Origin of the sequence: Mediterraneibacter glycyrrhizinilyticus, from assembly GCF_015560805.1 — a bacterium.
In the GTDB taxonomy this organism is placed as follows: Bacteria; Bacillota; Clostridia; order Lachnospirales; family Lachnospiraceae; genus Schaedlerella; species Schaedlerella glycyrrhizinilytica_A.
This window is the reverse complement of record NZ_JADMSO010000004.1, coordinates 86,910-101,539: the sequence shown is the minus strand read 5'-3', so window position 1 is coordinate 101,539 and position 14,630 is coordinate 86,910. Positions and strand designations below refer to the sequence as shown.

Here is a 14,630-nt window from a genome sequence, read left to right as displayed (position 1 = left end):
TATAGTATGAAAGCGAAAAAATGTACAGTAAAATATTGTTTCTATTCTTCTGTTTTTAAATTTTGTCTTAAAAGCTCTACTTTGCAATCCGATGCAACATTTCGTTTAACGGAGGCAGTACTTGCCCTGCCAGCTTCGGTGCGGACATTTCGATCAGATCTGCCGGTGAGATTCCCTTGATCATTTCCATCAGGTTTTCGTCGACTTTCGGAGTCTCCTGCTGCTCTCCGGCTTTTGTAAAGGCTGCTGCGACTTGCTTCAGCAAACTTTGGATCACTTCTGCCCCGCCCGGATTTGCCAGAATCATACCGATCGGATCGAACACGGAAAAATAACCGTCTTTTTCCGTCAATCGCTGCCTGTTTCCATATTCATCCAGATACCAGTCTACTCCCTCATTTCCGCCGCCTTTCACCTGATAATCCGGATTTGGTTCCTCCACTTTTCGAATCCGGATCGTATCCTCACATGTTCCGGCTTTTGCACGAAGTGTATGTTCCCCTGCAAGCGGGATCGTAAACCGGAAGATCCTGCTTCCGTTCTTTGTTCCGACCTTTTCTCCGTCACAATATAACGTCACTTCCGACTGATTGGAATAAATTTTCACTTCCGTTGTCTCCCCGACACGATCCACAAACCGTCTTCCGCAAACATGAACGAACGGATCTTTGGACCAGTAGGCTTTATATAAATAGAAAACATCTTTTTTTACGGTTCTGTCATAGCTGACAAATCCCTTTGTATTTTGACCTTTTGTTCCGCCCTCGTTCCGCTTGTCCGCAGCAAATTCAAACATATTCCATGCATATGTTCCCCAAAGCCATGGGCGCTCCTCGATGATCTGCAGCATGCCCTCATGGTAGAGACACTGGTATTCTTCGCTGTAATCCTTTCGTTTCGGCTGATCGGAATGGATCTCATAATTGGCATCTGCCCCATACTCGGAAAGCGCAAGTGCTCTTTGCGGCTGTGCATGCTTTCGCTCATCCAGCCAATCCGCGCAATCTTCGGTTTTCCCAACATACCATCCAAGGTAAATGTTATATGCCAATACATCCGTGATCGTGTTGGTCGGGCTGTTCAGCGACACAGCTCCGATCTGAGCCATCGTTGTCAGGCGGGTCGGATCCATCGCATGACAAAGTTCCTGAAGATCGTTCAGATTTTGAAGAAGCGCTTCGCTTTCTCCTTTCATTGTGATCTCATTGCTGATGCCCCAAAAACAAATGGACGGATGATTGCCGCTCTGCAAGATCAGTTCCCTCATCTGTGAAATCGTATCGTCATGTGCTTCCTTGCCCGGCATAAACCTGGAAATAAACGGAATTTCCGCCCAGACTACCACACCTGCTTCATCACATAAATCATAAAAGTACTGTGCATGCTGATAATGGGCAAGCCGTATACTATTTGCCCCGACTTCCCGGATCAGCTCTATATCCTGCCTGTGATCCGCCTCAGTAACAGCCCATCCTTTTCCCTGCCGGTCCTGATGTCTGGAAACACCGCGTAATGGATATGGTTTTCCATTCAGGAAAAATCCAAGCTCCGCATCCACCGAAAACTGACGAACGCCAAAACGAACAGCCACTTCGTCACCGGATTCTTCCAACCGGACTCTCGCGGTATACAGATACGGATCTTTCACGCCGTCCCACAGATGTGGTTCTCTCAATGTAAACGTTGCTTCCCCTTTTTCTGTTACATTTTTTTCTACGGTTCTTCCCTCTGCATCTTCGATCGTAAAACAGAACGTTCCTCGTGTTCCTGTGTGGATTCCCGTATCTGTTCTGACACTTGCCGAACCGTCCTCCAGCAGTTCTGCGGTCACATGCAGCCCCGGATCTCCCGCTTCCAGTTTCAGATGATTCTTCGGTACGACGATCAATTTTACTCCCCGATAAAGCCCTCCGAAAAAAGTAAAATCAGCAAACTGTGGATATGTCTTTTCACTTTCCCCATTGTCAACCGAGATCAGAAGTAAATTTTCCCCCGGACGCATCGTCTCTGTCAGATCGATACGAAATGATGAAAATCCTCCCTGATGACGCCCTACACATGTTCCATTCAAATATACCTCGGCAATCTGGCTTGCTGCTTCCACTTCCAGAAAAACACATTCTCCATCCGGTCGAATGATTTTTTTTGCATACCAGCAAACTCCCCGGTGATAAAAATCATCCCCGTCGGAACCGTCTTCTGCATTCCATGTATGCGGAAGATTTACCGTCTCCATAACAGATAGATCCGGCAATGCCGGATCTATCTGACTGGCTGTAAACAGCCAGTCCTCATTGATTGAAATCGTTGTGCGCATATATAACGCTCCTTTCTCCTGTTCGGAAAATTAATCGTCGTCCCGATCTTCTCCGATCAATTCTGCATTGGTATGTCCCATTTTTGCTTCCATTTCCAATGTCGCATTTTTATCCAGATTGTAGATAAATTTCAAACATACAAACTGCAGCAGCATACAGACCGCATAGACAAGTCCGATCAGAATACGAACGTTATTTGCCACCTCTGTCGGCTGCTGTGCGCCGAGTGTTTCATTGTACCCTGTAAAGATCAATAAGAATGCGATAATGGAAACACCAAATCCGCTTGCAAGTTTTCTTCCCAGAGAATAAGTTGCATATACGGTTCCCTCTTCTCTGACGCCGGTACGAAGTTCCTGATAATCGATACAGTCCGCTGTCATTGCCCAGCAGATCGACATAAAGAAGGTATCAGATGCCATGATGATCAGGGACAAGATCAAATACAGAACCATACCTTTTGCATCCGGTGTGACCGGGAGAAAAATGATTCCCAAACTGGCAACCGCTCCGACAAGCAATGGGTATGCCGCAAGTTCCTGCTTTCCAAAGCGATTTACAAGTGGTTTGACAAACGGAATGATCACCAACGCCGGGATCATCATTCCAAGCCCCATCAGACCGGAAAACTGTGCCATTTCAAAATAACTCTGGAACAGGACCTGATTGGCAGCTCCGAGACTGTTTGTCATGATCAGCTGTGCGATCGTCGCCAGTGTAAGTCCGACTGCCGCACGGTTTTTCAAAAAACTTCCGAGAGCTTTAAAGTAATTGAATTTCGGACGTTCCCCGTTTGCCTGCACGGTCTCACGCGGTGCGATACGTTCCGTCGTCCATTTCAAAAGCAGCTGGAATGCAACGAACCCTGCAAATCCCATCACCAGTGCGATCACAAACATCCGTCCGCCGATCAGATTGTTCTCGCTGTCATAGCAGAGGATCGGAAGAATGACCATCACAGCAATATTTGCGATCATGGAACCGATTCCACGATATGTGGAAAGCTGTGCACGTTCTCCCGGATCCGATGTGATCGCGGTACTCATTGCCCCATACGGTACATTTACGATCGTATAAGAGAAATCCCATACAAAATATGCCAGCATACATACTGCCACTTTCACCGCATACGGTGCAGACGGGATCGGCAGAAAACATAACGCACCGGAAAACATCAGCAAGAAAGATCCGTAGAAAATATATGTCTTGAATTTTCCTTTTTTTCCCGGCTTCAGTGTATCCATCAATGCTCCCATGATCGGGTCATTGATTCCATCCCATATTTTCAGGATCAAAATGATAACGCCCCATGTGGTCAGGCTCAGACCAATATACTGCGTATAGAACAGCATCAGATAACTGTTCATCGCAAAACTCATATTGCATCCGAGATCTCCCATCGCGTAGCCCCATTTGTCACGCGCGCCAAAGGGGCGCATTTTTGTTTCTTTTTGTTGTTTTGTTCCCATCCTTTTTCTCCTTTCGTTTTCCTACGCTCTTTTATTTTTTATGTGCGTATTTTTTAACCCTTTCATCATCGATCACGCCATTCCAGTCCATACCAAAGCCAAAGTCATAAACATGTCCTTCCTCATCTGTATGACATACCATGTCGAACGGCACATCCTCACATTGTTGTTCCACCGTATCCATATCTGCCGGAAGTTGCATCGGAAGAAGCCCTGACGGTGTATGCAGACCACAAATCAGTTCCAGAACTGCCTGCGGAAGATCGCCGAATTCCATCAGAATCGCATCCGCAGACGGCTCGATTTCCCGCATGACCATCGGACTGTTTGTCTTCACGCAAAGGATCACCGGTTTCTCTTTCATCGCCCTTCTCGTCTCCAGCACAAGTTCCAGATCGTCTTCGTTATTGACGGTCACCGTCTTTCCTTTATAACTGCGGTTAGCACTTGTCTCTGTCGGATCTCCTCCCGCAATGCTTTCCTCACGGGCTGCATCCGCTGTATACGGACGATACTGAATACTTACCGGCATATATCCGTTTCCGCCCTGTTCTCTGTCTTTCACATCATATCCGCCGAGCATACTGAAAGCGGCGCCGTTTGGCTGACGGATGAAGCACAATGCAGCGTCTGCCTCTTCCGGCGTCTCTACTCTCGTAAAATAGCGATCCAAAATCGAAACCGGTATCGGATCTGCCAACTGTTCCGGAATCTGTGTTCCCATCCAGTCTATATATGCCGGGATATGGATTTTCGGCACATAAACTTTAGCTTTCTTAGCCAGTGGAAGTACCTGTTTTTTATTTTTGAGCATGACAACCGATTTGACCTGCGCGCGGAATCCCTCTTCCATATACTCCGGACATCCGACAACCTTGGAAGCATGTTCCGGATCAAGATACGGATCTTCAAACAGACCTACCCGGAAAATATTAACCAAAAGCCGGTATGCCGACTTTTCAAAACGCGCCCGCATAAACGCTTCGCCATGTTCTTTTACTCCCATTTTATAGGCTTCGATCACTGGCTCTTTCTCGTTTAATCCGCCAAACTGATCCACACCTGCCATCAGGATCTTATAGCATCTCTCCACTTGGGAAAGTCCCTCTACTCCCCAGCATTTTCCGGTATACAGATCATCCACCGTCGTCTCATCATATGTAATGTTCCAGTCTGTACATACGACACCGTCAAATCCGTACTGATCCCGGAGCAGTTCCTGCACAAGATAATGACTGTAACTACATCCCACTTCTTCTCCGCCCGGCTGATCATGCACGATCGTATAATACGGCATCACTGCGCTTGCGCTTCCTGTTTTTCCCTGCAGTCCAAATGCGCCTTTCGTGAACGGTTCCAAATGTTGTTCAAAATTATTTCCCGGGTAGACGGAGTATTTTCCGCATCCAAAGTGCGCGTCCCGTCCGCCCTCAACGGCTCCTCCGCCCGGCCAGTGCTTCACCATCGCATTGACACTGTTATATCCCCAGCCATCGCAGATTTCCGCTTCTCCCACGGAAGTCTGGAAACCATCACAATATGCACGTACCAGATCGGTACTCAGTTTCGGACTCTCCGTAAAGCTGCCCGCGAATCTACTCCAGCGTGGTTCCGTCGTCAGATCTGCCTGCGGGGAAAGTGCGGTTGTGATTCCCATGGCACGATACTCATCCGAAGCGATCTCGCCAAACCGACGGACAAGATCCGGGTCAAAGGAAGCCGCCATTCCCAATTGTTCCGGCCAATGGGAAATGTCTCCGCCTGCCCCCGCATCAAATTCAAATGTCACCGACGTTCCATGCCGCGGGTCAGAACTGATGGAAACCGGTATTCCCCAAGGTTCTCCCTCCGCAAGTTCCTGCAGATTATTGTTCCACATGGCCGCATCTTTCGGGGAGGCAACAGTCACAACAAGCACATGGCGAAGATAGTCTTCTTTCATGAACTGAATCTGCTGGTCGCTCAGTGCAGAGAACGGCGCCGTACTCTCCGGCAGTTCTTTCCCGTCATATGTCACCTTTCCGAAGTAGAAATTGGACATTCCCGGAACGAACTGATGACGGCTGTACAGCATCAGTCCGGCGATCTGCTCGATACTAAGCTTTCCGGCCAAGTCTTTGGCACGGGTTTCCGCAGGCAGTCTCCAGTCCTCATACGGATGAAGTTCCCCGTCGTGAGCCAGATCCTTGAACCGAAGTCCGTCTTTTTCGATCAGTTTCATGCCTGAATTCTGGCTCCAGCTCAGTCTTGGTCCTCCCGGATTTTGAAAATAACAGATTTCTTTTTTGTCTTTCATATAGATTCTCCTTTCAATGTATGATCACGCTTTCCGCAAAAAAGCTTCGTTTTGCCGCATCGATCTCTAATGTGCGTTTACATTCGTAACAATACGGTTCTCCCGGATCTTCCGCGTGCTTCGCCACTGCAAAACAAAAACGTCCGGCTTCCAGTTTCCACTTTCCCGCCGCATCCGGGAACGACAACGTATCGAATGAAATTTGAAATTTTACCTGCGCCTTTTCCCCTTTTTCCAAATGTACTCGTTGAAAACCAAGCAGCTGTCTTTTGGGGCGCGCCACGCTTGCCGACGGATCCTGTCCGTAGAGCTGAACGACTTCATCCCCGCCGTATGTTCCTGTGTTGTGCAGCGTGACCGTCACATGCAGTACAGGGATACCCGTTTTTTCTGTCACATGCCATACGGAGGGTTCATAAGAAAACGTCGTGTAACTCAGTCCGTAGCCAAACGGAAACTGCGGACTTTCCGGAACACTTCGGTATCCTTTTCCCAACATCGCACTCCGTCTCTGATAATAATAAATCGGCATCTGTCCGCTGTGTCTCGGAACATCGACCGGCAGCCGTCCTCCCGGATCGTAAGTTCCGCACAATACATCTGCGATCGCACTTCCACCCATCGGTCCAGGCAGCCACGCTTCGATCACGGCTCTGGATTTCATGTAGGCTTTTTCACCGATCAGCGGCTTTCCGTCCGTATGGACGATCACGACATTGGGATTCACATCCGCTATTTTTTCCAATAACTGCTGCTGTATCTCCGGCAGTTCCGCCGTCACATCATCGATTCCCTCTCCGCCGGTGCAGGCTTCATCCCATCCAACTTTTCCGCCCAGCGCAAGAATCACCACATCCGCCTCCCGGGCTATAGAGACCGCTTTTTGCATCTGGGTTTCCGAACCGTCTCTCAGACCGCATCCTTTTGCGTACGCCAGTTCCGGAAAATAGTTCAAAAGCGCTTCCCGTACCGTCTTTGCTCCCGGATGTTCTTCCCGCACTCTGGCATCCACTTGTTCTTGAACGTGCTCTTCCGATTTGGCTGTCCCGTCAAATTTCTGGAACAATTCATCCACACTCTTAAAATCTGTACTTCCGTTTCCAAGCAGCACATCCAGTACAGCGGCCCATGTATAGCTATTATGCATAAGCCGGAGACTGTCTGCACACGGACCGATCAACGCAACATTTTGTCCCGATGCCAATGGGAGGACTCCGTCATTTTGTACAAGTACGATGGAGGCATGAGCTGCGTCCTCCGACAGGGCATCCGCTTTCTCCTTTAAGCTCATCCATTCCTTTTGTGCCGTCTCTCTGTCTTTTTGGAACATCGGAACATCAAACAGACCCAGTTCAAATTTCTGCCGCAAAATCCGGGAAACCGCCTGATCCAGCAGTTCCTCAGCGAGTTCTCCCCGCTTGATCTGTTCCCGTAATTCCGAGGAAAAAGCATAAGCGTCCGGCAATTCCATATCTAACCCGGCTTCCAGACACTGTTTTCCGATCTCTCCTGTATTTTCTGCACTTCCAAGCGTCTGCTGCATCATTTGCAGCGCCAGATAATCACTGACTGTAAAGCCGTCAAATCCAAGCTCTTCCCGCAGCAATTTTGTCAGCAGATACCGGCTGGAACACAGAGGGATCCCCTCCAGTTCCCCATATGCGACCATCACGCTTTTCAATCCGGCTTTCCGGATCGCCGCCTCAAAAGGTTTTGCCATATTTTCCCTGAGATCGCGCCGGTCCGTTGCGATATGTCGGGAATTCAATCCGCCCTCCGGCGTGGAATATCCGAGGAAATGTTTTCCCGTTGCCAGCACTCCTTCTTTTAAATCCTCCCCCTGCAGTCCTTTGATCCATGCGCATCCCATCGCAGCCGCAAGGGTCGGATCTCCACCGTAGGTTTCACCGGTGCGCCCCCACCGGAAATCTCTTGCAAGATCCAACACCGGGGCGAGCGCCTGACGGATTCCTTTTGTCAGTAATTGCTGTCGGATCACATCCGCACTTTTCCTGCATAATTCCGTGCAAAAGGACGCGCCCATTCCAAGCGGCGCCGGGAAGACCGCCTGATCCCGCATCATCGGTCCGCAGAGCGCTTCACAATGTATCAGCGGAGGAATATTCCACGGGTTCTGTCCGCGTAGCTTCTCAAAAACCATTTCGCAACGCCGCCCAAATTCTTCCGGCGGGTCTGTCGTCCCCATGAGCATGGCTCCGCCCGTACCGCCTCCCCTGTCGATTTCCAGATCGTTCTTCTCGATCGTTCTTCCGGAAATCTGGCTGATTTTTTGTGACAAAGTCATTCTGGACAACAAATCTTTTACCCGCAGTTCCACATTCTGTTTCGGATCCTGGTAAATCATCCTATCCACTCTCCTGTTTTGTATAGATTGACAATCTCATATTTGTTATTATAACATCCACTTTGTACAATAAGTTCTCATTTCGTGATGACCATCCTCCCATTTTGTCCAAAAGATACAATCTTTGTGGTAAAAAACGATCTGATTCGCTATAATAGAAATCAGTAAAACAGAAAGGACGAAGCTTATGCCTGAGATCAAATTAGAGTCCATCGACTTATTGAACGAAGCCCCGTTAAAATTACAAATTCAGTCTTTAAATGCCAGCAGTATCCACTGGCATAACGAATATGAAGTTCTTTTTGTCCTTCAGGGTTCTTTATCGGTCACCTGCAAACAAAATCACTTCAGTCTGAAACCCGGAGATCTTCTGATGATCGGTTCACAGGAAGTTCACGCCACAGAATACATCGAAAATGATAACCTCTGTCTTGTTTTGCAATTCAGTCCGACTGTCATCTCAGAAGTTTATCATTCTTCCTTTGATTTTCTTCTGAATACGACTTCCGGAGAAACACCGCTTACAAAGGAAGCCGTCAAAGAGTTTCAAAAAACGCTTGCCGGTATGTGTTTATCTTTGTATTACAAACCGGATGGCTATCAATTTGAGATTAAAAGCGGACTGTACCATTTTATCAGTCTTCTGTTTTTGCATGTTCAATATCACATTCTTTCACAAACAGATTCTCAGCAAGACTCCGGTTATCTGGAAGATCTGGACAGGATCAAAACATACATCAAAGGACATTTTAAAGAAGAGCTCCATGCTGATCTGCTCGCGCGGACACTTGGTATGAGTCGTGCAAAGCTTTATCAGATCCTACAACTTGCCGGATCCGGCTCCATCAAAAAACTTACGAACTATTATCGAATCAGTCATGCCAAACATTTATTAAAAAACTCCGACACTACCATCCCCTATATCGCTTCTGAAAGCGGTTTTGACAGTGAGTCCTCGTTTTTTCGCGTATTCAAAGCTTATACAGGCATGTCCCCAAACGAATTTCGGAACGCTCCCTCCCCTAAAATGGAAACCACCGGGGTGCAGGGATACAAGCGATATGCTTCATCAGAAGCGATTCATCTATTGGAGCAATTTTTTAACGAAACTCACCCCTGTCAGCGAAACATATAAAAAATAATTTAAATCATTGCATCCCCATTCACTCTCCGATATAATAATGCGTATCAGATTCAAAAAAGGAGATTGACATCATGAGCGGATCTACATTCGGAACATTATTTCGTATTACAACCTGGGGCGAATCCCACGGCGCCGGCATCGGCGTAGTGATCGACGGGTGTCCTGCCGGACTTCCTCTGTCCGAAGCAGACATCCAAGCCTTTCTCGACCGCCGCAAACCCGGTCAGAGCAAATATACAACCAAACGTCAGGAGGGAGATCAGGTTGAGATCTTGTCCGGCGTCTTTGAGGGGCGGACGACCGGCACGCCGATTTCTCTTCTTGTACGGAATCAGGATCAGCGCTCCCGCGATTACGGCAACCTTGCCGCAACCTATCGTCCGGGACATGCCGACTATACATTTGACGCCAAATACGGCGTCCGCGATTACCGCGGCGGCGGTCGTTCTTCCGGCAGAGAAACGATCGGCAGGGTCGCCGGCGGTGCTGTTGCCTCTCTTCTGCTGCGTGAGCTCGGCGTACAACTTTTGACCTTTACAAAAGCGATCGGACCTGTTTCCATCCCGGAAGCGGACTATCATTTTGAGGCAATATCCGAAAACAAACTTTATATGCCAAATCTTGACGCGGCACAAAGAGCCTCCGCTTATCTGGACGAACTGATGGCAGAGTGCGATTCTGCCGGCGGCGTTATCGAATGCCGCATCAAAGGACTTCCGGCAGGGATCGGAGAACCTGTTTTTGACAAACTCGATGCGCGGCTCGCCCAGGCGGTCTGTTCCATCGGCGCAGTCAAAGCGTTGGAATTCGGCGATGGTTTTGCTGCCGCATCTTCTACGGGAAGTCAGAACAATGACCCGTTCGTTTCCGAAGACGGCATCATTTCCAAGCAGACGAATCACTCCGGCGGAGTGCTCGGCGGAATGAGTGACGGATCCGAACTGATTTTTCGTATTGCAGTCAAACCGACTCCGTCGATCGCACAGATGCAACACACGGTAAACAACATCGGGGAAAATACAGAACTTATCATCCATGGTCGCCACGATCCGGTGATCGTTCCCCGCGCGGTTGTTGTCGTCGAATCCATGGCAGCTATCACGCTTGCGGATCTCCTGCTTCAGAATATGACAAGCCGCATAGACTGTATAAAGGAATTTTATAAAAAGAACGAATCTCACGACTGATTTCATGACAGCAAAAATCCGCCGGGAACGGTTTTCTTTTTTGAAAACCATTCCCGGCGGATTTTATTTGTCAACCTAAGAAATCCAAATCTATTCTGCTTTCAATTCTTTCCACTGCGTGTTCATCAGATCGTTGATCTCCGGATCCAGCTGCACACTGACTTCACAATTCTCAGTCGCATCGTCTGCCGGGACAAGTGCTTCATTTGCCCGGTCTTCTTCTGAAAGTCCCTCGATCACTTTTTCATTCGGTGTGGAATAATAAATATACTCGAAGTTCATCTCCGCAACATCTTCCCTGCACAGGAAGTCAAGGAACTGCTGTGCCGCATCCACATTGTCACACTGTTTCGTCACACACCAGGAATCCAGCCAGACATTAGACCCCTCTTTCGGGATCACATAGGCAAGATCCTCATTATACTGATTTCCAAGGTATGCTTCCCCGGAATATACAACCGCCATCGTTGCATTGCCCGCGACAACCTCATCTCTTGCTTCATCAACAAGATACGCCTGTACATCCGGTTTCTGTTTGACAAGCAGATCATGAGCCGCATTGACCTCATCCTCATTATTGCTGTTCAAAGAATAACCCAGCGCTTTCATCGCTACCATATAAGTGTCACGCATACTGTTCTGCATGATGATCTCGCCCGCATATTCTCCGTTAAACAGCACGTTCCAGCTGTCCACCGGCTCTTTCACCTTTGTTGTGTCATAAAGGATACCGAGTGTTCCCCAGAAATACGGAACCGTATATTTATTCTCCGGATCGAACGCCTGCGAGAATTCCCAGTATTTATCCCCGATATTTCCCGCATTCTCCATTGCATCGATATCGATCTCCTGCAGTTCCCCCTCTTTGATCAGTTTTTCGATCATATAGTCCGTAGAACAAAGCAGATCATAGTCGATCGCTCCCGCTTTATATTTCGTATACATTTCTTCCGGAGTCAGCGCTTCCTCATATTTCACTTCGATTCCGGTTTCCTCATAGAAAAGATCCAGAACCGCCGGATCCATATATTCCCCATAATTAAACACCGTCAGTGTTTCTTTCGCATCCTGTTTTCCGCTGCATCCAGCACTTAACACGGTACTGCCAAGCGCAACGGTCGCAAGCAGTACGCTTAAGACTCTTCTTTTCATCCTTTTACTCTCTCCTTTTTTGCTTTTCCCTTTCGATCCGGCAGATAGTTGACTGCCAGAAGTACTAAAAATACAAACACAAAAATGATCGTGGACAACGCGTACATCTCCGGTTTGATCCCTTTTCGGATCTCGCCGTAGATCATCGTTGACAAAGTATTGACCCCTGCGCCTTTTGTAAAATATGTGATCACAAAATCGTCCATCGACATCGTAAACGCCATAAAAAATCCTGCCACAATCCCACCTGCAAGCTGCGGAAGAATGATCTTAAAAAATGCATAGACTGCATTTGCTCCCAGATCTCTCGCCGCTTCATACAAACTCAGGTTCATCTGCCGGATCTTCGGCATGACACTCAGGATCACATATGGGATGTTAAATGTAATGTGTGCCAGAAGAACACTTCCATATCCAAGCGGCATGAAATTCACAAACCAGAGCATCAATGCGATTCCGGTCACAATATCCGCATTCAAAAGCGGAATATTGGTGCAGACCATCACAAGCTGATAATTCTTCCGGCGCATTGCATGGATTCCCAGAGCGCCGAGCACACCGATCACTGTTGCGATCAGCGCCGAAGAAAATGCAAGCGTCAGTGTCGTGGACAGCGCCTCCATGATCTGCCGGTTGGAAAACAGCCGGCTGTACCAGTCCAATGTAAAACCGCCCCACTGGACACGGGATCTGGAATTATTGAACGAAAGCACGATCAATACCAGAATCGGCGCATATAAAAACAAAAGGATCAGACCAAGATAGCATCTGCTTATTAAATTTTTCAATTTTTCTACCATATTGCAGAGCCCTTCCCTTCCATATCATTTCGCATTGTAAACGCCATACTGATCAGGACGAAGATCATCAGTGATACCGAAAGTCCCGATCCGAGATACCAATTCATACTCTTCGTAAACTCCTGTTCAATAATATTACCGATCAGCTGCAGTTTTCCGCCGCCCAAAATATCCGAGATCACAAACGAAGTCATCGATGGAACAAATACCATCACAATTCCGCTCAACAGTCCCGGTACGGAAAGCGGGAAGATGATCTTGCGGAAGATCGTGAATCCTCCGGCTCCGAGATCTTTTGCAGCATCGATGATATCCTCGTCGATCTCAGAAACTGCATTGAAAATCGGAAGCACCATATACGGCAGATAGTCATATACAACACCGATCATGATCGCCACTCCGCTGTTTGCCAGCGCAACCGGCTCAAGTCCGATCTTTTGCAGCAGAAGATTCAGGATTCCGTTGTTCGATAAGATCATCTGCCATGCGAGCACACGGAGGATAAAATTCATCCACATCGGCAGGATCAGTACAAACAGTGCAAATCCCCGTTTTCCAAGGTTCAGCCGCCGAAGTGCGAGCACAAGCGGATAGGATAATAAAATACAAATCAATGTGCATCCCACCGCAATTTCTAAAGAGAAGATCACCGCTTTTAAATGAACCGGATCGGCGATAGCCGCCACATTCGCCAGTGTAAAACCACCCTCCGGACTGCTCAATGCATAGCGGAAGATCACCGCCATCGGAATCACGGTAAACCCGATGATCCAGATCAAATAGGGGGTGGAAAGCCACGACCTCTTATTGATGCCTTTTAATTTATTCATCCTCTTTTACAACCTCCTCGTCTTTGGAGTGAGGCTTGTGCATGATCTGGATATTGTCCGGCAGGATCGTCAGTCCCACTCTGCTTCCGATCTGCGCAGGGTTCACACTCTGTACGATCCACTCATAATCATGAATACGTACTTTGATCTCATAATACGCTCCTTTGAAAATGATCGACACGACCATTCCTTTCAGAAATCCCGCACTCTCTTCCACGATCACCAGATCTTCCGGCCGGATCACCACATCAACCAATTCATCTTTTGCAAATCCGGTATCCACACATGGGATTGCGACATTCTGGATCTCGACCAGTTTATCCTTTCGCATGATCCCATCGATGATATTGCTGTCGCCGATAAAATCTGCGACAAATGCGTTCTGCGGCTCGTCGTAAATACTTTTTGATGTTCCCATCTGCTGAATGATCCCTTGGTTCATTACGATGATCCGGTCGGACATCGTCAGCGCCTCTTCCTGATCGTGCGTAACATAAATAAATGTGATCCCTACTTCCTGTTTGATCTTGATCAGCTCCCGCTGCATTCCATGGCGAAGTTTCAGATCCAACGCACCGAGCGGCTCATCCAAAAGCAGGATCTTCGGTTCGTTTACGATCGCGCGTGCGATCGCTACTCTCTGCTGCTGTCCGCCGCTTAGCACGGTCGGCGCCTGTTTTCCGTAGCCCTCCATGTTCACCAGTTTCAGCGCGTATGCGATCTTATCTTTGATATACTGTTTGCTCTTCTTTTTCAGTTTCAGTCCGAACGCGATATTTTCCTCCACGGTCATATGCGGAAACAATGAATATTTCTGAAAAACAGTATTGACGTTGCGCTTATCCGGCGGCAGATCCGTAATGTCCTTTCCCTCAAAGAGCACCCGACCCTCATCCGGTTTCACAAAACCGCCGATGATCCGAAGTGTCGTAGATTTTCCGCAGCCGGACGGACCAAGCAGCGTAATAAATTCATTTCTCTCGATCTCGAGATTCAGATTATCAATAACCATCTCCCCATCGAATGATTTACTGATCGAATCTAACGTTAAAATAACATCTGACATGAC

At 48.0% G+C, this 14,630-nt stretch carries 10 protein-coding genes; 2 read left to right on the top strand and 8 right to left on the bottom strand.

Going from position 1 to position 14,630, the window contains the following annotated elements; all coding sequences use genetic code 11:
- Positions 1 to 76: 76 nt before the first annotated feature.
- The 4 genes from I2H87_RS05625 to I2H87_RS05610 are packed head-to-tail and all read right to left on the bottom strand — an operon-like array spanning position 77 to position 8,448.
- Positions 77 to 2,317 carry a glycoside hydrolase family 2 protein gene (locus I2H87_RS05625; RefSeq protein WP_022151617.1) on the bottom strand — a complete coding sequence of 747 codons (2,241 nt, stop codon included), beginning with the start codon at positions 2,315 to 2,317 and terminating at the stop codon, positions 77 to 79.
- 30 nt (positions 2,318 to 2,347) lie between these two features.
- A complete protein-coding gene (locus I2H87_RS05620; RefSeq protein ID WP_083460776.1) occupies positions 2,348 to 3,787 on the bottom strand; it encodes an MFS transporter in 1,440 nt (479 codons plus the stop codon).
- 31 nt (positions 3,788 to 3,818) lie between these two features.
- The gene (locus I2H87_RS05615) at positions 3,819 to 6,083 is read right to left on the bottom strand and encodes a glycoside hydrolase family 3 protein (protein WP_054703687.1); all 2,265 of its coding nucleotides are present in this window, start codon (positions 6,081 to 6,083) and stop codon (positions 3,819 to 3,821) included.
- Between the two features lie 13 nt (positions 6,084 to 6,096).
- Positions 6,097 to 8,448, bottom strand: a complete 2,352-nt coding sequence (locus tag I2H87_RS05610; RefSeq protein WP_195609505.1) for a beta-glucosidase family protein — start codon at positions 8,446 to 8,448, stop codon at positions 6,097 to 6,099.
- Between the two features lie 187 nt (positions 8,449 to 8,635).
- Here I2H87_RS05610 and I2H87_RS05605 point away from each other — a divergent pair, with 187 nt between their 5' ends.
- Positions 8,636 to 9,583, top strand: a complete 948-nt coding sequence (locus I2H87_RS05605; protein ID WP_022151614.1) for an AraC family transcriptional regulator — start codon at positions 8,636 to 8,638, stop codon at positions 9,581 to 9,583.
- 80 nt (positions 9,584 to 9,663) lie between these two features.
- Positions 9,664 to 10,779 carry a chorismate synthase gene (gene aroC, locus I2H87_RS05600; RefSeq protein WP_054703683.1) on the top strand — a complete coding sequence of 372 codons (1,116 nt, stop codon included), beginning with the start codon at positions 9,664 to 9,666 and terminating at the stop codon, positions 10,777 to 10,779.
- 90 nt (positions 10,780 to 10,869) lie between these two features.
- Here the strand turns inward: aroC and I2H87_RS05595 are convergent, their stop codons facing one another.
- From I2H87_RS05595 to I2H87_RS05580, 4 genes are read right to left on the bottom strand one after another with little or no spacing between them, the layout of a single operon-like run.
- Positions 10,870 to 11,931, bottom strand: coding sequence for an ABC transporter substrate-binding protein (locus tag I2H87_RS05595; protein WP_022151397.1), 1,062 nt, complete (start codon positions 11,929 to 11,931; stop codon positions 10,870 to 10,872).
- Positions 11,928 to 12,731 carry an ABC transporter permease gene (locus I2H87_RS05590; protein WP_022151398.1) on the bottom strand — a complete coding sequence of 268 codons (804 nt, stop codon included), beginning with the start codon at positions 12,729 to 12,731 and terminating at the stop codon, positions 11,928 to 11,930. The genes I2H87_RS05595 and I2H87_RS05590 overlap by 4 nt, the downstream gene beginning before the upstream one ends.
- Positions 12,725 to 13,561 (bottom strand): ABC transporter permease, encoded by an 837-nt coding sequence (locus I2H87_RS05585; RefSeq protein WP_054703681.1) that lies wholly within the window; start codon positions 13,559 to 13,561, stop codon positions 12,725 to 12,727. The genes I2H87_RS05590 and I2H87_RS05585 overlap by 7 nt, the downstream gene beginning before the upstream one ends.
- Positions 13,554 to 14,627: an ABC transporter ATP-binding protein gene (locus tag I2H87_RS05580; RefSeq protein WP_195609504.1), complete on the bottom strand. Its 1,074-nt coding sequence runs from the start codon at positions 14,625 to 14,627 to the stop codon at positions 13,554 to 13,556. The genes I2H87_RS05585 and I2H87_RS05580 overlap by 8 nt, the downstream gene beginning before the upstream one ends.
- Between the last annotated feature and the right edge of the window lie 3 nt (positions 14,628 to 14,630).

What these genes read in the sequence shown, in the direction of transcription:
- I2H87_RS05625 (WP_022151617.1), bottom strand. Translation starts at nt 2,317, where the DNA reads ATGCGCACAACGATTTCAATCAATGAGGACTGGCTGTTTACAGCCAGT.
- I2H87_RS05620 (WP_083460776.1), bottom strand. Translation starts at nt 3,787, where the DNA reads ATGGGAACAAAACAACAAAAAGAAACAAAAATGCGCCCCTTTGGCGCG.
- I2H87_RS05615 (WP_054703687.1), bottom strand. Translation starts at nt 6,083, where the DNA reads ATGAAAGACAAAAAAGAAATCTGTTATTTTCAAAATCCGGGAGGACCA.
- I2H87_RS05610 (WP_195609505.1), bottom strand. Translation starts at nt 8,448, where the DNA reads ATGATTTACCAGGATCCGAAACAGAATGTGGAACTGCGGGTAAAAGAT.
- I2H87_RS05605 (WP_022151614.1), top strand. Translation starts at nt 8,636, where the DNA reads ATGCCTGAGATCAAATTAGAGTCCATCGACTTATTGAACGAAGCCCCG.
- aroC (WP_054703683.1), top strand. Translation starts at nt 9,664, where the DNA reads ATGAGCGGATCTACATTCGGAACATTATTTCGTATTACAACCTGGGGC.
- I2H87_RS05595 (WP_022151397.1), bottom strand. Translation starts at nt 11,931, where the DNA reads ATGAAAAGAAGAGTCTTAAGCGTACTGCTTGCGACCGTTGCGCTTGGC.
- I2H87_RS05590 (WP_022151398.1), bottom strand. Translation starts at nt 12,731, where the DNA reads ATGGTAGAAAAATTGAAAAATTTAATAAGCAGATGCTATCTTGGTCTG.
- I2H87_RS05585 (WP_054703681.1), bottom strand. Translation starts at nt 13,561, where the DNA reads ATGAATAAATTAAAAGGCATCAATAAGAGGTCGTGGCTTTCCACCCCC.
- I2H87_RS05580 (WP_195609504.1), bottom strand. Translation starts at nt 14,627, where the DNA reads ATGTCAGATGTTATTTTAACGTTAGATTCGATCAGTAAATCATTCGAT.